This is a genomic window from Microcoleus sp. AT3-A2 (assembly GCF_036705685.1).
In the GTDB taxonomy this organism is placed as follows: domain Bacteria; phylum Cyanobacteriota; class Cyanobacteriia; order Cyanobacteriales; family Microcoleaceae; genus Microcoleus.
In genome coordinates this window covers 81,417-99,912 of record NZ_JAUBVF010000006.1, presented here as the reverse complement: position 1 = coordinate 99,912, position 18,496 = coordinate 81,417, and the positions used below count along the sequence as shown (strand labels likewise).

Here is an 18,496-nt window from a genome sequence, read left to right as displayed (position 1 = left end):
CTGAACTGCCCTTTCAGGTATTGCAAATTTATCCACGAGTCAACTGAATGCTCTCTACTTTCAAGAAACTAGCTTCAATTGCAATCTTCTTTGTCGCCGTAAAACTTTTAGTTAACTATCCCCCTTTCAGAGAAATAGAAAATTATATCGCAAATAGAAACCCAGCAAGTGCCACCTTAGACGCTGGAACTCAGCAGCAAAAATCCAGCAGCCCGCCTCCGGTAGTTCCCAAAAAATCACCCGAACAAAAGTTTGATGTAGTAGTATATGGTGATGAAGTACCGGGAATATGTGCGGCGATATGGGCTAAAAAAACTTTAGGCCCAAAGGGCAAAGTTGCGATCGTGCGATCGAACTACGGAAGAGATCCTTTGGGCGGCTTACTCACCCGCGGCGGTTTAGCTTACATAGATTTAGATAAAATCCCCGGTTGGTACCGCCAACCCTACGCCCAATGTTTTAAGGAATTCTTAGATAAAGCGAATGCGCGCGAATCTTGCTTAGACCCAAAAAGGGCAGATCAAGCTCTCAGACAAATGCTTTCAGCAGCAAAAGTCAGAGTTATTTCCAACTCAACTCTTACTCCCCACGTCGTAGATAAAAAAATCGAATATGCCTCAGTAAAAGGCAGCACATTAAGAATTAAAGCCCACTCTTTTATTGACGTAACTCAAGACGCGGAATTAGCCAGAAAAGCCGGATTATCTTATTATACAGGATATGAATCTCAAAATATAAAATCTAAAAATGAAACTTTAGCAGTCTCTGTAGTTCCGACAATTACAGGTATAACGATGTCCGAATTCCGCAGAATAGAAGATGAAATTCTCTACAACAAATCTTTGGTAAAAAAAATCAAAGAAAGCATTACAAAATCTAAAGATCCGGCCAGTACGAAATTCTGGATGAGGAATTTCTGGAGTACGATTTATCAGCCATATACAGACGGCTACGACATCAGAAGTGTAGCCATAGGAGCAGCATATCACATAGACAGAAATCTGCCCTTTAATCAAAATAAAGGATTCTTTTTTGATAAAGGCAATGTCTGCGTTTATAACAAAAATGTGCTGTCCTGGAACGGTTTTCTGTTTAAATACCAAGTTGACCAAATCATGAAGATGGAAGCTAACGGCAGAAAACCGACTCCTGAAATGATTAAAGAAATGTCACATCTCCAACACTGGCTACAAAAGAAGTCTGGTAAAGATGTGAGAGTATTTATTCCCGACGAGATTTATATCAGGCAAACTTTGAACGTTCGCGATGTGGTAGATCCGCTGACGGGGAAGGAGATTATCAAAGGGGGAACAGTACCCGAAAAGTCGATCGGCAGTTTTTCCTACGATTTCGATATGCGGGGCGGAGTCAAGAATTTATCTGCGAGAATTCCGCCGCTGCCAGTGTATAATTTCGGCATAGAAAGCGCTTTGGCTAGCAAAGTGAATAATTTAGCTATTGTCGGGCGATCGTCCGGTTATGTCGGTATGGCTGTATCCGTCGGGCGAATTGCGACGGTGAATATTTATCAAGGACAAGGTGTGGGCGTGGCCGCTGGTTTGGCTACCAAGTTCGGCGTGCCGCTGAATTCGATTACTTCGGCTGAAACGAAAAAAGCTCTGGAGACTTTAACGGGGAAAACGACGTATTTGTCGGGGAGAGATACGAGTTATGGAGTGGATTATAAGGAAGTGAAATAATCGAGGTATAGCAGTCGCCCGTGTTGCTATACGATAAACTTTTGTTTGAGTTTGAGAACAAAAAACGCAATTCCTGGAGTTTGATAGCTGTTATTCATTGCAATCCTTAATTATTGCAAGTTGTTTTACCAGTAGGACTAAGGCAAAAAGAAAACCGATTTCTCTGCAAAATCGTGGCTTTCTCCGATAGAATGCGGGTTTTGGATTAGGGATTTCTGTCAAATAAAATATTAAAAGGATTTTACCACTGAAGATGTCGAAACCTCTTCAATTCCTTCCCACATTTGAGCAACCGAAATGGTTTGCCCAGTCATGGCTTCGTGCCAAGCTTGCCGAAAATCTTGTAGAAGCGCTGCTTTAGATTGGCCCTCTCCGTCAATTTCTGAGGGTTCTGGAATACTAAAAGAATTAGCAGGAGGCATCTCTTGGGTTTCTGCTGAGAAAACCTCTGGCAGATTATTTTGCGAAATGATTACCCCCTGACGTTGCTTTTGGCTTAGAAACTCTATAAAACTCGCAACTAATGCCAGATGTTCTGGAGAGAGTCGATCGAGCCATCGATCGATTTGATGTCGAAGTGCTGCTACATTCATAATGCCATCAAACCTTTTAATTTTACCTTCATTTTAACGTAAACCCGCCCCGCCTTGAAGATCGCTCTTCCCTCTGTCTCTGACGCAGATGCGCTTCAAAACTCTTCTCCTCCCTTCTATGGCACAATCTAAATAAGATCAAAATCTCAAGCCACCATGACCGCAAACCTACCCCCCCAATACGACCCCCAAGCCACCGAAGCCAAATGGCAAAAATACTGGGAAGACAACCAAACTTTCAAAGCTGACCCAGAAGCCGGCGGCGAACCTTACTGCGTAGTCATCCCGCCGCCCAACGTGACCGGCAGCCTCCACATGGGACACGCTTTTGAAGAGACGCTGATTGATGTCCTCGTCCGCTATCACCGGATGACAGGACGCAATACCCTGTGGTTGCCGGGAACGGATCATGCTAGCATCGCAGTTCAAACTATTCTCGAAAAGCAACTCAAAGCAGAAGGCAAAACTCGCCACGATTTAGGCCGAGAAAAATTCTTGGAACGGGCCTGGGAGTGGAAAGCGGAATCGGGCAATACTATTACTAATCAACTCCGCAGTTTGGGCGTGTCTGTCGATTGGTCGCGTGAACGCTTTACGATGGATGAAGGCTTATCCGCTGCGGTTCTAGAAGCGTTTGTCCGGCTGTACGATGAAGGGCTGATTTATCGCGGTAATTACCTGGTGAATTGGTGTCCGGCGAGTCAGTCTGCTGTGTCGGATTTGGAGGTAGACCAACAGGAAGTTGAGGGCCATTTGTGGCATTTCCGCTATCCTTTGACGGACGGTTCTGGTTATTTGGAGGTGGCGACGACTCGGCCGGAAACGATGTTGGGGGATACTGGGGTGGCTGTGAATCCACAGGACGATCGCTACAAACATCTTATCGGTAAAACTGTGACTTTGCCGATCGCCAATCGCGAAATTCCCATCATTGCTGATGAGTTTGTAGATCCGACTTTCGGAACAGGTTGTGTGAAGGTGACACCCGCCCACGATCCGAATGACTTCGAGATGGGTAAGCGTCACAATTTGCCGTTTATTAACATTATGAATAAGGACGGCACTTTAAATGAAAATGCCGGAGAGTTCCAGGGACAAGACCGATTTGTTGCCCGGAAAAATGTGGTGCAGCGGTTAGAAACTGACGGGGTTTTGGTTAAAATAGAAGATTATAAGCATACTGTTCCGTACAGCGAACGCGGCAAAGTTCCGGTCGAACCTTTGATATCTACACAATGGTTTGTGAAGATAGATCCTCTTTCTCAACGCGCTTTAGAAGCATTAGATCAAAGTAACTCACCAGTCTTTGTTCCTGACAGATGGACAAAGGTTTATCGCGATTGGTTAGTGAAGCTGAAGGATTGGTGTATCTCCCGGCAATTGTGGTGGGGACACCAAATCCCGGCTTGGTATGCTGTTAGCGAAACCCAGGGCGAAATTACTGATACGACACCTTTTATAGTTGCAAAAACTGAAGCTGAAGCTAAGGAAAAAGCTACGGCTAAATTTGGTAATGACGTGGAATTAGCAAGAGATCCAGACGTATTGGATACTTGGTTTTCATCTGGGTTGTGGCCTTTCTCAACTTTGGGATGGCCGGACGAAACTAAAGATTTGGAGTTTTACTATCCCACAACTACTTTGGTAACAGGTTTTGATATCATCTTTTTCTGGGTGGCTAGAATGACGATGATGGCAGGACATTTTACTGAAAAGATGCCTTTTGATACTGTTTACATTCACGGTTTGGTGTTGGATGAAAACGGTCAAAAAATGTCTAAGAGTAAAAACAACGGTATCGATCCGCTGCTATTGATTGGTAAGTACGGTACTGATGCTTTGCGCTATACTTTGGTTAAGGAAGTGGTTGGGGCCGGTCAAAATATTCGCATGGAGTACGAGCGCAAAACTGATGAATCGAAATCGGTGGAAGCTTCCCGGAACTTCACGAATAAGTTGTGGAATGCGGCCAGGTTTGTGATGATGAATTTGGAGGGACAAACGCCGCAGCAATTGGGAAGCCCTTCTGTGGAAGGTGGTTTGGAATTGTGCGATCGCTGGATTCTTTCTCGCTACAATCAAGTGGTGCAGCAAAGTCGCAATTGTTTGGAAAATTACGGTTTGGGGGAAGCGGCGAAGGGACTTTATGAGTTTATTTGGGGCGATTTCTGTGACTGGTATATTGAGTTAGTCAAGTCTCGCTTGCAACAGGATGCTGAACCAAATTCTAAAAAAGTGGCACAGCAAACTTTTGCTTTTGTGTTGGAAGGGATTCTGAAACTGCTGCATCCTTTTATGCCGCACATTACTGAGGAGATTTGGCACACTCTGACTCAAACAGGTGACGAGAGATGTTTGGCTTTGCAAGCTTATCCTGAAGCGGATTCCTCGCTAATTGATGCTGATTTGGAACAGCAGTTTGAGTTGTTGTTCGGTACAATTCGCACAGTTCGTAATTTGCGGGCAGATGCTGATATCAAACCCAGTGTGAAGGTGACGGCGATTTTGCAAAGCGAAAGCGAGAAAGAACGCCAAATAATCTCAGATGGAGGCGTTTACATTCAGGATTTGGCAAAAGTCGAAAATCTGACCGTAACTGCTAGTTTGGATGCAGATTTGGGACAGACAATTGCTGGGGTTGTCGGTACTGTGCAAGTATTGATTCCTCTGGCAGGGGTGGTCGATTTGGCGGCTTTGCGTGCTAAATTAGAGAAGAAGTTGAGCAAGGTGGAAGCTGAAATTAAGCATACTGCGGCGCGTTTGACTAATCAGAAGTTTGTGGATAAGGCTACTCCTGATGTGGTTCAGGGGGCGAGGGATGCTTTGGCGGAAGCGGAAAAACAAGCGGAGATTTTGCGCGATCGGCTAAAGTTGTTTTAAGAGTTGACTGTTGACTGTTGACTGTTGACTGTTGACAGCTAAGTTGAGGCGCATCTAAATTCTACAGTCAAGGTAGTATCAGTCTTCTATCTAAGTCACAATCCTCTCGATCCCCCCTAACCCCCCTTAAAAAGGGGGGCAGAAGAGCGCTCAAAGTCCCCCTTCTTAAGGGGGATTTAGGGGGATCGAGTCTCGGCTACAAGCGAGATATACAAATAACAAATAACAAATAACTAATAACTAATAACTAATTACCCTTATGTTATATTTAGCCCAAGTACAAAATCAGGAAATTTTAGGCGAGATAAGTCTGCAATTGCTGGCTTGCCAAAATTCTGATGATACTTGGGCTATTCTTAGTGAACAAAGTTTCTTGACATTACAGAAAGATTTTGCTCAAAATCCAATTAACTCTGCAACGAATGTTTTAAATGAAGGGATTTTAGTATTAGCAACTGTTGACGAAAATAGCCAGGTTTTGCATATTCAAGCAGCTACAAATTGGGTACTACAATTAGTAGAGAAATATTTAACAACAGGCTTTACTCCCGATTTTTTGCAGCAAGAAGCCCAGAAAGCAGAAGATTGGCGGCAATCTCTCACTTTGCAAAGTCAAGAATTGTCTCGCCGCTTGATTGAAGTTGAAGCCCGCCGAGAACAAATTCAAAATTTAGAAGCAAAACTCCAGCAGGAAAAGCAATTGTTGGAAAGTTCGATCGCCCAATTGCCTATTCCGCCCGCTACTCCACTAATTTGACTTATAATTTGACTTAAATTAACACACCAAACTTAGGGACACGGCACTAGCGCGTCCCTACAAACCTAATATGCAATTTGCTGGACATCATATAATTTGTAACTTGACAAATACCCCTTACCCGTTGCCGAATCGCCAGCAAAATTGCCTGCGGTTAAAGCACTTTTGACTTCAGCCAAGCAGCGGGGAGACACAGCAGTTTCTGAGAATTGGTAACGTAAGCCCGCTTCTGGAAAACATCGTACTGATTGCGTTCGATCGCATTTAAGATTCTGCTGTACAGCATTGTAGCCGCCCAAACAGTCCAGCGAATATCGGGACTGAGCACTTTTATTCCGGGCTCGGCGCTGGCGTATAATTTGCGAGCTCGCTGAATTTGAAACCGCATCAATTCCCGCCAGCGGTTGTCAATTACACCGTTGAATAAATCTTCTTCGGTGTAGTTAAACAAGGCTAAGTCTTCTAAGGGAATGTAAATGCGGCCGCGGCGGGCGTCTTCTCCAACATCGCGCAGAATATTAGTCAACTGCTTGGCAATACCGAGGGAGATGGCTTCTTCTTTGGGAATTCTATTCCCCCAGTGCCAATTCCAGTTAGCAGCGGAGCTCGATTCGCCTACACCCATGACAGACATCGACATCAGCCCTACAGTACCCGCTACTCGATAACAGTAAAGATTGAGCTCTTCAAAAGTTTCGTAGCGGCTGCGGTACAAGTCCATTTGCTGGCCCGCAATCATCTCTCGAAACGGCCCAATGTCGATCGGGAAACGAGACAGCGTATCCACCAACGCTACGTCGTAGTCGTCGTGAGGATGGCCGGCAAACACAGATTCTAGGCGTTTTTCCCACAGATTGAGGGTTTCAGGGGTCGTTGCATCAGAACCCGGCCCGTCTACGAGTTCGTCGGTGCGGCGGCACCAGACGTAAATCGCCCAAATCGCCCGACGCTTCGCTTCGGGCATGAGTTGAGTGCCTAAATAAAAATTTTTGGCATAACTCGCCGTGACTTGGCGGCACAGTTCGTAAGAGTCATCCACAGAAGCCAGAGTTCTCATGCACTGGAGTTTTGACAGTTGCAGCATCCGAGAATAAGAAATTTAAAGATTAGAACTGACATTCCCCCGTTTAGAAAACGGGAGATTTTTTACGTCTTTATGAAAAATTCTTAATTTTTCATTGGTTATTGGCCGTTGAAATAGCCTGCGCTGTCAGCTTACCAGAAAGCACGGCACCTTCCATACTCGCAAGATAACGCTGCATTGTATAATCCCCCGTTAGATAGAAATTGCTAATGGGAGTTGTTTGTGTGGGACGGCACTGCTGGCGTCCGGGAGTGGCTTTGTAGACGGAACGAGGGGTTTTGACTACGTGATATTTGAGCAGTTTGGCTGGTTCTGGGATTTGATCGGGAAAGAGTTTTTCTAACTCGACCATTGTGGCTGCGACGATATCTTCGTCAGATTTGCCTATCCAGTCTTTGGCCGGTGCTAAAACCAGTTCCAGCATTGATTTGTCTGGGTTGGCATATTCGCGGCAGGTGTTGCTCATGTCGGCGTAGACGCTCAGCAAGGGCGATCGCGAGAACAGCAAATGGTCGATGTCAGTTAATTTGCGATCGAACCACAAGTGTACATTAATGACGGGTACTCCCTCCAAACCTTCGAGCTGTTTGAAATAATCCATTTCGCCCCAAGGTTTCGGCATCATTAACTTGAGCGGGTCAACCGGCATCGCAGAAACGTAAATATCGGCCGTCAGAATTTCTGACTCTGCCCCTTTTACTCCCCGAATCTGGAAGCCACGCACCGTGTTGTCATCGTTGAGCAAAAACTCCCCGATAGGTGCATTCAGCCGTACTTCACCGCCGCGCTCAGTTATGTAGTCTACCATCGGCTGACACAACCTTTCTGTGGGGGAACCGTCTAAAAAAGCCATTTTCGAGCCATTTTTCTCTTGCAGGAAGCGGTTGAGGGCTGTCAGGAGTATGGTTGCAGATATTTCGTGGGGGTCAATGAAATTGAGCGCCTTGGACATGGCGATGAATACTTCTTTTTCGACTCTGGGGGGGACGTTTTGCTTTTTCAGCCAGTCGGAAAACGAGTATTTGTCCATTGCTTCGACGTATTTTTGACCCTGAAGCATCGCCGGAATCAAACCTATACCAAAGCGGATTTTTTCGGGCCAGGTGAGCATATCGTTATTGCTCAGGATGGCTGCGACGCCGTTGAAGGGAGCCGGAAGGTCGGGAAAGTCAAAGCGGGAATAGGTTCCGGGGGTTTCCGGCTGATTGAAAATCATCGAGTGCTCTTTCCATTGCAGCCGGTCTTCGATGTCAAGTTCTTTGAAGAGTTGGAGCATATTCGGGTATGCACCGAAGAAGATGTGGAGGCCGGTTTCGTACCAGTCGCCGTCTGCATCTTTCCAGGCGGCGACTTTGCCGCCGAGTACGTCCCGACTTTCTAGGAGGATGGGGGTGTGGCCCGCGTCGGTAAGATATTTAGCGCAGGAAAGTCCTGCTAAGCCTGCTCCGGCGATCGCAACTCGCATTTGATACTACTTGGCCTCTGTGTTCGCTTCGGTTTAATTATACTTTACAACTCGTTACATTTTTTTGGGAAATCTGTAGGGACACGGCTGTGCTTGGAGGTATCGGCTTAGCACGAAAGTCCGCCAGGGACTGAAAGTCCCTGTCTCATAGCGCAAGTCCTCTGAAAGAAGACTAATGAGTTCTTCATTCCTCTTTTATAGGACTTTAGCTTTGAGGCAGGGGTTTCAACCCTTGCCGGACTTGCCGGACTGCGGGTCTGACCTTAATTGCGTTTCTTAGGGCATACGGCACTAGGAAACGCAATTAACAGAAATTTAGCAAGTTTTGCTATCATTAATTATGAGGCGAATTTCAATAAATTAGTTGCATTTATGGTACAAACAATTCAAGCTAGAAATGTCGCACTAAACGATTTGGAAACCCAATTCAAAATTGAGTGGGTTGAAGATGACCAATTCTTTCGCGAGTGGCAAGATGATTTACCAGAAATCTCGGAAGCTGAGAAACAGCGGCTGGACAGAGTGAAGGCAAGTTACAGGAATTTGCTCAAACATCCGCCACTTGTAGAAAATACAGTCAAAATGGTTGTGCTGTCTCCGTTTTGGGATTTAGCTGATTTCTATCTTGCTCCTTTTCATGTTACTTCAGAAAAGTCTGTAGAAATTATTGACGAAGATGAAGGAATGATTGTCAGAGGACAGTTGGATGTTTTGGCTTTGTTTCAGGAGTTTTGGGTAGTGGTGATCGAGTCCAAGAAGGCTGCGTTTTCTTTGGAGGTCGGGATTCCGCAGTTACTGGCTTATATGTTAGCGAATCTGAGTGCCGATCGATCTACTTACGGATTGTTAATGAATGGGGCAGATTTTCTATTTGTCAAGTTAGTTAAGCGGGAAACACCGCAGTACGCTTTTTCTCGCTGGTTTTCTATGTTCAATCCGGGGAATGATTTGTACAGCGTGCTGAGTATTTTGAAGCGCCTCGGTCAGTTGAATGTTGGCAATACAGTTTAGAAAGCGATCGCACTCTTCTGTGAGGGCGATCGCTCAGAGATGCGGTTGTACTTCGTTTCAATAAAAAAGGAAGAATGAACTAATTAGAAGAGGGAATAGGTGCTGGCGGTAATTTTTTGTTCGGTACAGGCGCGGTAGAGGGAATAGGAACTGGCGGTAAACTTTGGCTAGGTACAGGTAGGGAAGTTGGTTGGGGTTGCGGTTGAGGCACACCGGGAACACGGATATATTTCCAATTACCAGTAAACAATAGGTACATAACACCCGCAAGCACGACGCCGCTAACAACAGCAGCAGTAATTTTCCAAACACTGTAGGGACGTTCGCCTTGAACTTCAGCGGTGCGTGCATTAACCATTACTTGATATCGCTGGTTTTGATAGCGATAGGCGCACAGCCACACAGGTAGCAAAATATGCTTAAAAGTGATAGCATTGTAATCCGTGGAAATGCTGTGAACCCGCTGCTCGTCGCCACCAATATTCCTGCAAACATCGAAATGAATAGTACCGGCCATGACATTTTTAGCAGATTCAAACCCTTGAGTGAGAGAAACTTGCGATCGCTGCGCTTCAAACCCAGCTAAATAAGATGAATTGTAAGCGCGCAGTGACTCCTTGAGATGCCAAGGTTCTAAGGCATCCAGACGCGGGCGATCGATCGAACTTGTAGCGGGAATCAGAATATCGTCAAAAAAGCGATCGACTTTCCCAGAAGCAGGCCACCACCTGGTATGTTGGACTTCGCGAGTTTTAGTTTCTGTTTCGCCCTGCGAGTTTGTTTCCGTATAAGTTTCAGTTACGTAGTAGTGTTCTCCGCGAGAACCTTGATAGTAACTAACCGTATAAGTGTCGTAAGTCCAAAACGGCAAATAAACCCCTTGAATTTTCTCCTGTTGCGCTAGGGATTTCAAAGCAGAAGGAGCAAACCAGCGATTGCTGAGCCACTTCTGAATGCTTTCTCTGGCCTGTTTATCACTAACTTCAAAAGGAACAATTCCCTCTGGTTGCACACTAGGGCTAGCTTTTGCAGGTTGCGTCACAATTGGAGAAGCACAAAATGGGCATCTACCCGCTACTTTCGGCGGTTCAAAAGTAACACTTGCTCCGCAATCATTGCATTTTACCTCAAGGGCTGTTGTTGATAAAGTTGTCAGCGTTGTTTCGTCGAATTGTAGATATTGTTCGTAAGAATTTTCTTTTACCTCTTCAGCAGTTTGGGGAATTGCATCTTCCCAGCCGCAGTAAGCACACTTGAGCTTTCCTGCTTGGGGGTTGAACTCTAAATAAGCCCCGCAGCTAGGACAGGGAAAACGTTTAACAGCAGGTTCCGAAGTATTCATCAGAAAATTGGGTAGAAACCTCGTCCTTTTAGGACGGCTTTATATTACAATATAATTGGTCAGCGACCCACCCGAGACGATGGATCAAACAGCCTATACGAGCGAAGTTCAGCCTTGTGCTGGCGGCGAAGCAAAATCGGTAGACCGGGAAAAGAGGATAGGGCAATGGTAAACATCCCTAGAATCAAAACTACGAAGAATTCCGTTTGGTATTCGATACGTAAAAACCGCAGGGCTTGCGGGGTTAGTCTGTGGAGCGAACATAAGACCAAATCTCTTTTAGGGTGGAGGCAGTTGCGAAGAAGCAGAAATTCAAATCGTGAGGTTTGGGAATCCCCGTCCGCGACGGTCGGGGTGGATGTCAAAATGGTTAATTGGTGATGTAATTGGTAACTGGTAATTTGGAAAGCAGATCAATTGCCAATTACCAATTAACTAAATATGCAAAATTTTATGCCGCGGCTGGCGGGGGAGGCGGCGGTACAGTCGCCAACAAAGATGCTAATTCCGGCACTTGCGATGCCAACTTCCAGCCGTCAAAACCCGCACGCCACACCATTACCTGATGTGTCAAACCATTTTGCAAAAGTTGCTCCAATCCAAAAGGGCCTAATTGTTGACCATTTTGGGCAATATACCACTGAGTTTGTGTTGGCGGGGGAGGTGGTGGCGGAGTTTGCGATGCTGGTGACTGCATCATATTTGTCATTTGCTGACCTAGTGCCATTCCCATGCCAAATTCTAATGCTTGATTGCCGCCGCTAGGGTTATTTGCTGAGGCTTCTATAGCGTTAGCAGCTTGATATTGGGTATATTGCTGCATATTTCCCAGAAGTCCGATTGAGGCTCGTTTGTCGAGTGCTTCTTCAACTTCAGGCGGCATCGAAATATTTTCAATTAATAGCTGAGTTAACTCTAACCCAAACTGCTGGATACTTGGCTCTATGGCAACTCGTACCTGTTCGCCCATCTGCGTGTAGTTGGCTGCAAAGTCTAGCAGGGGAACGCGGGAATTGCCAACCCAATTAGCAAAGGCACTGACTATTGTATTGCGGAGTTGATCGCTGATTTCATTTACTTGAAATAGTCCGTCAGTGCTGATTAGTTGTTTTAAGAGTTGTTCTGGATGGGAAACTTTAATGTTGTATGTGCCAAAAGCCCGCATTCGCACTGGGCCGAGTTCTGGATCGCGGATAATTACAGGGTTAGAGGTTCCCCATCTCAGGTTTGTAAATATTTTGGTGTTAAAAAAGTAGACTTCTGCTTTGAAGGGAGAGTTGAAACCGTAGGGCCAACCTTTTAAAGTGCTGAGAATGGGTAAGTTGCGGGTGTACAGTTCGTGCATTCCCGGAGCGAAGACATCGGCAACTTGGCCTTCGCTGACAAAGACTGCTCTTTGTCCTGGTCGTACAGTTAGTTTAGCACCTTGTTTAATTTCCTTTTGGTGACGCTCGAATCGATAGGCAATGGTGTCGCTGGTATTGTCTAACCATTCGATGATATCGACAAATTCGCCGCGAATCTTGTCAAAGAGTCCCATAGATTTATTTTGGGTTGTTGTTTGATTTTAGCTTCAAGAGGAGCGATCGATGTTCCCGATCGCCATTGTAAAGTTTTACTGTTTGTTGCAATTCAAGTTTGTACTGAAAAATTCTCATAATCGACTCCCCAATTCACCCATTTAATCGCTTCTCTGGCTGAGTTGATATCGGGCGGGACTCGCAAAGCGTGAATAAATCCGGTGCTGGGACAAGTCATCTTTAACAGATAAATCGGCTCCACGTCAACCTTTGTATCAATTTTTAATAACGTGTATTCTTGCCAAGTATCTAATTCAACGGCTGCTAATTCGCGGGCTATGCGATCGTAACCAATTCCTTGAATTAGCACTCGCCTGATTTCGGCGTTTTCTTCCTCTAAAACCCATTGAGATTGCCATTCATGGGGGTGCAGTTTTCCGTATTTTTCGGGTAAGGTGACGCCGTGATAGGAATAAATGCTGTATCCGTCAGAAAATTGAATTGCGGGCCCTCCTTCGGCGTGGAGGCGGTGTTGGGAGTCGAAAGAGAGGATGCGGGGGCGATCGCACACAATGCCAACTTTTTCATAGGTAAAAATCCAGCCGCATTGAGTTGTCAAAGATTGAAGCGCTTGCCACTTTATGGGGTTGTATTTGCACTTTAAGACGGAGAAGCAGAAGTCACAACGTGCAGCAAGTTCTGCCCATATTATATAATCTAGAAACTCATAATCCTCATTATAGTGAAATGGTTCATTACAAAAAATAGATTCTAATAGTTTCTTAAAAATATCCGAAAAACTCATCCATGATTCCCGGTAAAGCTGGTAAGACAACTTACTTGAAGCCTGTGCCATTATAGAATCCAAAGTCTTACTGTACAGTTTCTCTGTAAATCTATCGACCAGATTAACTCCAAATTCTTCGTCTAGCTGAGTAATAGATTTGCAGCGAAGAACAAGATTTACAGCTTCATAGGGGCTGTGGCAAAAAATAATTTCCGGTTCTTTTTCGCCAATTACAAGGTAAGCTTGTTTAACTGCCTCTGCTGCTTTTTGGCGATCTATCGGCTCAGTGGAGTACATGATTTCCCACCACTTTTTATCATTAACTAGCATTAAATCTTCTTGTTCGGGAGTAAGTTTTTCACTCATCGCTATCCTCTAAAATAGATTATGCCAAAGAAACCGGGTTTTTTACCGAATCTGTGGGTGAGTGCGAAAGATTTTCGTAAAAAAAACCGGTTTCTGACCACCAGTGCGTAACTCCTAATTGTAATAACATCAATCTTCATCCCACTTATCTTTAACAGCTTCCCAATCCAGCCAACCGGCACGATCGCGATTTCCACCAGCAGCTTTTAACTCATTTAATGCTTGTTTGGAAATTTGCAAATCTTCTAAAGTCTCTAACCATTCGATGAGTGCTTGCCAATTTTCGACATCTAAAACAGCAACTTGTTTGCCTTTTAGATTGAGAAACTCAACTGACTGCAATACTTCTAATCCGGTCATTCAGGCTACCTCTATGTTAATGATAGGTATAACTTTTGCTCTCCATTCTAATCAATTTGCTTCTCGGTTGCTGCGCCAAACCGTATGGAAAAAAGGTCGATCGTACCCAGCCAACCCCAGCCACTTGACCAAAGTGAGGCAATCCCCCCGCAGCCCCCGCTTCTCGACGCGGTACAATAAGTGCAATCATACTTAACGCTTATATTGAAAAAGTTACACACAACGCCACAGGAGACAACAGACGCATGGGTAAAGTAGTTGGCATTGACCTCGGAACAACAAACTCAGTAGTAGCCGTCATGGAAGGCGGCAAACCGGTTGTGATTGCCAATGCAGAAGGGATGCGGACAACTCCCTCGGTAGTCGCTTTCACAAAGGAAGGAGAACGCCTGGTGGGACAGATGGCCCGACGCCAGACTGTTCTCAACCCGCAAAACACCTTTTACGCCGTCAAGCGGTACATCGGACGCAAATATACCGAACTGACTCCAGAATCAAAGCGCGTCCCTTACACAACTCGCCGCGACGAAAACGGGAACATCAAAATCAAGTGTCCCCGCCTGAAAAAAGATTTTGCCCCAGAGGAAATTTCGGCGATGGTTTTGCGGAAACTCGCAGATGAAGCCAGCCGCTATCTGGGACAAGAGGTGACGGGGGCTGTAATTACTGTTCCGGCTTATTTCAACGACTCGCAGCGACAGGCGACGCGGGATGCTGGACGAATTGCCGGACTTGATGTCAAACGGATTTTAAATGAGCCGACGGCGGCTTCTTTGGCTTACGGTTTGGAGAGGCGAGAAAGTCAAACTATTTTAGTGTTTGATTTGGGCGGCGGTACTTTTGATGTGTCGATTTTAGACGTGGGAGACGGAGTATTTGAAGTTAAAGCAACTAGCGGCGACACTCAATTAGGTGGCAATGATTTTGACTCTAAAATTGTTGACTGGTTGGCAGAACAATTCTTAGAAAAAGAAGGAATTGATTTGCGACGCAACCGGCAAGCTTTGCAGCGCTTGATCGAAGCGGCAGAAAAAGCCAAGATTGAGCTGTCGGGAGTCGGTGTTACGGAGATTAATTTGCCGTTTATCGATGCGAATGAAGATGGGCCTTTGCATTTGGAAACGCGACTAACTCGCGGTCAATTTGAGGGACTGTGCACAGATTTGGTGCAGCGGTTGCGGCGGCCAGTCAAACAAGCTTTGGCTGATGCAAGTTTGAGTCCTTCTCGCATTGATGAAGTTGTGCTAGTCGGCGGTTCGACTCGCATTCCTTTGGTGCAGGAAGTTGTTCGCAACTTGATTGATAAAGAGCCGAATCAAAATGTGAATCCCGATGAAGTTGTGGCCGTGGGAGCAGCAATTCAGGCGGGTATTTTGGGAGGCGAGGTCCGGGATGTGCTGTTGTTGGATGTGACGCCACTGTCGCTGGGTTTGGAAACTATCGGCGGGGTGATGAAAAAACTGATTCCTCGGAATACTACTATTCCCGTCAGGCGATCGGACATTTTTTCTACTGCTGAAAACAACCAAACTGTGGTAGAAATTCACGTGATCCAAGGGGAACGCGAATTAGGCAGAGATAATAAGTCTTTGGGACGGTTTAAACTAACTGGAATTCCGCCGGCACCGCGAGGGATTCCGCAGGTGCAAGTAGCTTTTGATATTGATGCTAACGGGATGCTGTTGGTGACTGCTTTGGATAAAACTACCGGCAGGGAACAAAGCATTACTGTGCAAGGTGCTTCGACGCTGACTCAGCAGGAAGTGAATCAAATGATTCGCGATGCGGAACAGTTTGCTCAAGCTGATAAGTTGCAGCGGGAAAGGGTAGAAAAACGCAATCGCGCTGAAGCTTTAGCTTATCAAGCGGAGCGGCAGTTGCGAGAGGTGGCGCTCGATCGCGGAATGCAGTTTGCTCAAAGAAGTCGCCAGCGAATTGAAACTTTAATTCGGGAATTGCGAGACAGTTTGGAACGCAATGATGAGCGCGGAGTTGACCAAGTTGGTTCGGATTTGCAAGATGCTCTTTACGATTTGAGCCGGGAAGTTTCAGCTTTTGCTGATGATGACGATGATGATGATTTCTTTGAGTCTGTGAAGCGGACTTTTACGGGCGACGGTACCAAGCGGCGCAGCGATGATAGCAGCTATTATACCAATGCTAAACCGTACAGGCGATCGACTGTCGATCCAATTCCCGATCGCCCCTATGATCGCACCGGCGATCGAATGGGCGATCGTATGAACGATCGAATGGGCGATCGAATGGGCGATCGTATGGGCGATCGTATGGGCGATCGTATGGGCGATCGTAGAAGCAGTGCTAATCGACCGAGTCGCCCTTATCAAAATCAAAGCGACGATTGGGATGATGACGACGATTGGCTGTAATTGAAGGAAGAAGGAAGAAGGAAGAGGGAAGAAGGAAGAAGGAAAATAGCGGATTTTCAGCAGAGAATGTGTGACTGCTCTTTTCCTAATTCTTCTGGATTCCTTTCTTTCTTCTCTCCTAGACTAGACTTCTTTGAATTAGATAAAGATTACTATGATAAGTAAGGAGAAAATTATGTGGTATGACCCATAGAGAACAATACATCGGGCAGCGGGGTATTTATCTTTGTCAACTTTGCTACGAATTAACTAAATGTTTTCATTCGTCTGAAATTTATGGTATTACCAGTCAAATTCGCCGTGCATCTGTATCAGTACCAGCTAACATTGCAGAGGGATATGGGCGTGTTACTAGACAAGAGTATATTCGATATTTGCGAATAGCTCTCGGTTCGCTCAGAGAACTGGATACTCATCTAGTGATTTCTGAAAGAGTAGGGTTAGCAGCACCAGAAAAAATCTCACCAGTTATAAAAGAAGCAGATGAACTCACGCGATTAATTGTCAGTACAATCAACAAACTACAAGGATAAAACCTCATCCTTAATCCCTCATCCTTCTTCCTTAATCCCTCATCCTTCTTCCTTCTTCCTTAATCCCTCATCCTTAATCCCTCATCCTTCTTCCTTCTTCCTTCTTCCCTCATCCTTCTTCCTTCATCCCTCATCCTTAATCCCTCATCCTTCTTCCTTCTTCCTTCTTCCCTCATCCTTCTTCCTTCATCCTTCATCCTTCTTCCTTCTCTAACTATGCAGAATTTTCGCAATTACTATCTAATTTTGGGAGTGCCCAAAGAGGCCACGGCTGATGAGATTAAGAAAGCCTATCGACGGCTAGCCAGACAGTTGCACCCTGACGTAAATCCGGGGGATAAATCTGCTGAAGATAGGTTTAAGGATATTAATGAAGCTTACGATATTCTTTCCGATATTGACAAGCGAGCTCAATACGATCAGTTTAGTAAATTCTGGAAACAAAAGGGATTTCAAGGCAAGCAAGGGGTGCGACTTCCCAATTTCAAAACTTGGGGAAACGGTAAAGCTACCCGCAAAAAACCGGGCGAAGAGGTCGATTTTAGCGATTACTCCGATTTTAATAAATTTCTCGATCAAGTGCTCGGAAGGCGCCGGGAAGTGAGGATGGCGACCGCCAATGATGCACCGCGAGCAGCCTCCTATGAACCGTGGAATACGGCTTCTAAAAGAACGAGTTATGTAGCTAATTCTAGGGAAGATAGAAGGGATGTGGACGATCGCGAAATTCGACGGGAAACAGTCGATCGCGAAATGCGACGGGAGATAGTCGATCGCGAAATCAGAAGGGATATAGTCGATCGCGAAGCCAGAAGGGATGCGGAAGATCGCGAAATTCGACGGGAAGCAGTCGATCGCGAAATGCGACGGGAAACTAGGGAAACAGTCGATCGCGAACCCAGAAGAGACATTGAGGCCAGACTAACTCTGCCTTTGGAAAGGGCTTATTCGGGCGGTACCGAGCGAATTCGTCTGGAAGATGGGCGAGCGATCGAGGTGACTCTGCCTCCTGCTATGGTATCAGGCCAGCGGATTCGCTTGCGAAATCAAGGTATGGGCGGCGGGGATTTATATTTGAAAATCACGGTTTCTCCCCATCCATTTTTTCGATTGGAAATGTCGGATATTTGCTGCGAATTGCCACTGACTCCCAGCGAAGCGGTGTTAGGCGGAGATATTGAAGTACCGACGCTGGATGGCCTGGTAAAGATGAAATTGCCACCCGGAGTAACGTCTGGAAAGCGTTTGCGGCTGGCTAACAAGGGCTATCCGACAGGAAATGGCGATCGGGGCGATCAATTGGTAGAAATTCAGGTGTTAATTCCCAAGGAAATTAGCGAGGAGGAACGGGAATTATACGAAAAGTTGCGGCAGATTGAGACTTTTAAACCCCGTCAAGATTTATCGGTTTAATGTAGAGTACGCAATGCGCCAGTTGAATTTTGTAGGAGCGCAATAATGCGCGCCTTACTACTAATTGTGTACGAAAAATTAGGAGATGCTTGGCTAAATTTTACTGACATATCAGATTTAGCCACTTGCCTGTAAAGAGATGATATCAAATCCGTGGGTATCGTAATTATTCATCTCTCGTTTCTCTTCCTGTGCGCCCTCTGCATTAAGAGTGGTTTAACCCTTCCGAAACAACCATAAACGATAGGATTTGTCGCCAGAATAGCCGTTAGCGCAGCCCTCGAAGAGGATCGCA

Annotated in this window: 16 protein-coding genes; 7 read left to right on the top strand and 9 right to left on the bottom strand. The window is 45.7% G+C overall.

Annotation, left to right across the window (positions count from 1 at the left end; translation table 11 throughout):
- Positions 1-47 precede the first annotated feature (47 nt).
- Positions 48-1,700: an FAD-dependent oxidoreductase gene (locus tag QUB37_RS05985; RefSeq protein ID WP_333160059.1), complete on the top strand. Its 1,653-nt coding sequence runs from the start codon at positions 48-50 to the stop codon at positions 1,698-1,700.
- Between the two features lie 230 nt (positions 1,701-1,930).
- Here QUB37_RS05985 and QUB37_RS05980 read toward each other — a convergent pair whose 3' ends face one another.
- Positions 1,931-2,293, bottom strand: coding sequence for a hypothetical protein (locus QUB37_RS05980; RefSeq protein WP_333160057.1), 363 nt, complete (start codon positions 2,291-2,293; stop codon positions 1,931-1,933).
- Positions 2,294-2,449: 156 nt separating this feature from the next.
- Between QUB37_RS05980 and QUB37_RS05975 the strand changes: the two genes are divergently transcribed.
- Both QUB37_RS05975 and QUB37_RS05970 read left to right on the top strand, forming a co-directional pair.
- A complete protein-coding gene (locus QUB37_RS05975) occupies positions 2,450-5,173 on the top strand; it encodes a valine--tRNA ligase (RefSeq protein WP_333160055.1) in 2,724 nt (907 codons plus the stop codon).
- A gap of 259 nt (positions 5,174-5,432) precedes the next feature.
- Positions 5,433-5,930 (top strand): hypothetical protein, encoded by a 498-nt coding sequence (locus tag QUB37_RS05970; RefSeq protein WP_333160053.1) that lies wholly within the window; start codon positions 5,433-5,435, stop codon positions 5,928-5,930.
- A 154-nt stretch (positions 5,931-6,084) separates the two neighbouring features.
- On the opposite strand, the gene crtB is transcribed toward QUB37_RS05970, so the two are convergent.
- The gene (gene crtB, locus QUB37_RS05965; RefSeq protein WP_333160051.1) at positions 6,085-7,014 is read right to left on the bottom strand and encodes a 15-cis-phytoene synthase CrtB; all 930 of its coding nucleotides are present in this window, start codon (positions 7,012-7,014) and stop codon (positions 6,085-6,087) included.
- Positions 7,015-7,105: 91 nt separating this feature from the next.
- A complete protein-coding gene (gene pds / locus QUB37_RS05960; RefSeq protein ID WP_333160049.1) occupies positions 7,106-8,479 on the bottom strand; it encodes a 15-cis-phytoene desaturase in 1,374 nt (457 codons plus the stop codon).
- A 372-nt stretch (positions 8,480-8,851) separates the two neighbouring features.
- Between pds and QUB37_RS05955 the strand changes: the two genes are divergently transcribed.
- Positions 8,852-9,490 carry a restriction endonuclease subunit R gene (locus QUB37_RS05955; protein WP_333160047.1) on the top strand — a complete coding sequence of 213 codons (639 nt, stop codon included), beginning with the start codon at positions 8,852-8,854 and terminating at the stop codon, positions 9,488-9,490.
- Positions 9,491-9,569: 79 nt separating this feature from the next.
- On the opposite strand, the gene QUB37_RS05950 is transcribed toward QUB37_RS05955, so the two are convergent.
- The 5 genes from QUB37_RS05950 to QUB37_RS05930 all read right to left on the bottom strand — a co-directional run bounded on the left by QUB37_RS05950 (position 9,570) and on the right by QUB37_RS05930 (position 14,055).
- Complete coding sequence (locus QUB37_RS05950) at positions 9,570-10,832, bottom strand: hypothetical protein (protein WP_333160045.1); 1,263 nt, start codon at positions 10,830-10,832, stop codon at positions 9,570-9,572.
- 451 nt (positions 10,833-11,283) lie between these two features.
- Complete coding sequence (locus QUB37_RS05945) at positions 11,284-12,372, bottom strand: SPFH domain-containing protein (RefSeq protein ID WP_333160044.1); 1,089 nt, start codon at positions 12,370-12,372, stop codon at positions 11,284-11,286.
- A gap of 92 nt (positions 12,373-12,464) precedes the next feature.
- Positions 12,465-13,505: a DUF6745 domain-containing protein gene (locus QUB37_RS05940; RefSeq protein WP_333160042.1), complete on the bottom strand. Its 1,041-nt coding sequence runs from the start codon at positions 13,503-13,505 to the stop codon at positions 12,465-12,467.
- A gap of 129 nt (positions 13,506-13,634) precedes the next feature.
- The gene (locus tag QUB37_RS05935; RefSeq protein WP_333160040.1) at positions 13,635-13,865 is read right to left on the bottom strand and encodes a hypothetical protein; all 231 of its coding nucleotides are present in this window, start codon (positions 13,863-13,865) and stop codon (positions 13,635-13,637) included.
- A 16-nt stretch (positions 13,866-13,881) separates the two neighbouring features.
- A complete protein-coding gene (locus QUB37_RS05930; protein WP_333160038.1) occupies positions 13,882-14,055 on the bottom strand; it encodes a hypothetical protein in 174 nt (57 codons plus the stop codon).
- 55 nt (positions 14,056-14,110) lie between these two features.
- Between QUB37_RS05930 and dnaK the strand changes: the two genes are divergently transcribed.
- Together dnaK and QUB37_RS05920 are read left to right on the top strand one after the other, a co-directional pair.
- Positions 14,111-16,255 carry a molecular chaperone DnaK gene (gene dnaK / locus QUB37_RS05925; protein ID WP_333160036.1) on the top strand — a complete coding sequence of 715 codons (2,145 nt, stop codon included), beginning with the start codon at positions 14,111-14,113 and terminating at the stop codon, positions 16,253-16,255.
- Between the two features lie 182 nt (positions 16,256-16,437).
- Positions 16,438-16,788 (top strand): four helix bundle protein, encoded by a 351-nt coding sequence (locus tag QUB37_RS05920; protein WP_333160034.1) that lies wholly within the window; start codon positions 16,438-16,440, stop codon positions 16,786-16,788.
- A 59-nt stretch (positions 16,789-16,847) separates the two neighbouring features.
- On the opposite strand, the gene QUB37_RS05915 is transcribed toward QUB37_RS05920, so the two are convergent.
- Positions 16,848-16,985, bottom strand: coding sequence for a hypothetical protein (locus tag QUB37_RS05915; protein WP_333160032.1), 138 nt, complete (start codon positions 16,983-16,985; stop codon positions 16,848-16,850).
- 19 nt (positions 16,986-17,004) lie between these two features.
- Here QUB37_RS05915 and QUB37_RS05910 point away from each other — a divergent pair, with 19 nt between their 5' ends.
- Positions 17,005-18,201, top strand: a complete 1,197-nt coding sequence (locus QUB37_RS05910) for a J domain-containing protein (RefSeq protein ID WP_333160030.1) — start codon at positions 17,005-17,007, stop codon at positions 18,199-18,201.
- Positions 18,202-18,496: the final 295 nt, after the last annotated feature.

Bases quoted from the DNA above. Each gene is read 5' to 3' on its own strand.
- QUB37_RS05985 (WP_333160059.1), top strand. From the start codon at position 48: ATGCTCTCTACTTTCAAGAAACTAGCTTCAATTGCAATCTTCTTTGTC.
- QUB37_RS05980 (WP_333160057.1), bottom strand. From the start codon at position 2,293: ATGAATGTAGCAGCACTTCGACATCAAATCGATCGATGGCTCGATCGA.
- QUB37_RS05975 (WP_333160055.1), top strand. From the start codon at position 2,450: ATGACCGCAAACCTACCCCCCCAATACGACCCCCAAGCCACCGAAGCC.
- QUB37_RS05970 (WP_333160053.1), top strand. From the start codon at position 5,433: ATGTTATATTTAGCCCAAGTACAAAATCAGGAAATTTTAGGCGAGATA.
- crtB (WP_333160051.1), bottom strand. From the start codon at position 7,014: ATGCTGCAACTGTCAAAACTCCAGTGCATGAGAACTCTGGCTTCTGTG.
- pds (WP_333160049.1), bottom strand. From the start codon at position 8,479: ATGCGAGTTGCGATCGCCGGAGCAGGCTTAGCAGGACTTTCCTGCGCT.
- QUB37_RS05955 (WP_333160047.1), top strand. From the start codon at position 8,852: ATGGTACAAACAATTCAAGCTAGAAATGTCGCACTAAACGATTTGGAA.
- QUB37_RS05950 (WP_333160045.1), bottom strand. From the start codon at position 10,832: ATGAATACTTCGGAACCTGCTGTTAAACGTTTTCCCTGTCCTAGCTGC.
- QUB37_RS05945 (WP_333160044.1), bottom strand. From the start codon at position 12,372: ATGGGACTCTTTGACAAGATTCGCGGCGAATTTGTCGATATCATCGAA.
- QUB37_RS05940 (WP_333160042.1), bottom strand. From the start codon at position 13,505: ATGAGTGAAAAACTTACTCCCGAACAAGAAGATTTAATGCTAGTTAAT.
- QUB37_RS05935 (WP_333160040.1), bottom strand. From the start codon at position 13,865: ATGACCGGATTAGAAGTATTGCAGTCAGTTGAGTTTCTCAATCTAAAA.
- QUB37_RS05930 (WP_333160038.1), bottom strand. From the start codon at position 14,055: ATGATTGCACTTATTGTACCGCGTCGAGAAGCGGGGGCTGCGGGGGGA.
- dnaK (WP_333160036.1), top strand. From the start codon at position 14,111: ATGGGTAAAGTAGTTGGCATTGACCTCGGAACAACAAACTCAGTAGTA.
- QUB37_RS05920 (WP_333160034.1), top strand. From the start codon at position 16,438: ATGACCCATAGAGAACAATACATCGGGCAGCGGGGTATTTATCTTTGT.
- QUB37_RS05915 (WP_333160032.1), bottom strand. From the start codon at position 16,985: ATGAAGGATGAAGGAAGAAGGATGAGGGAAGAAGGAAGAAGGAAGAAG.
- QUB37_RS05910 (WP_333160030.1), top strand. From the start codon at position 17,005: ATGCAGAATTTTCGCAATTACTATCTAATTTTGGGAGTGCCCAAAGAG.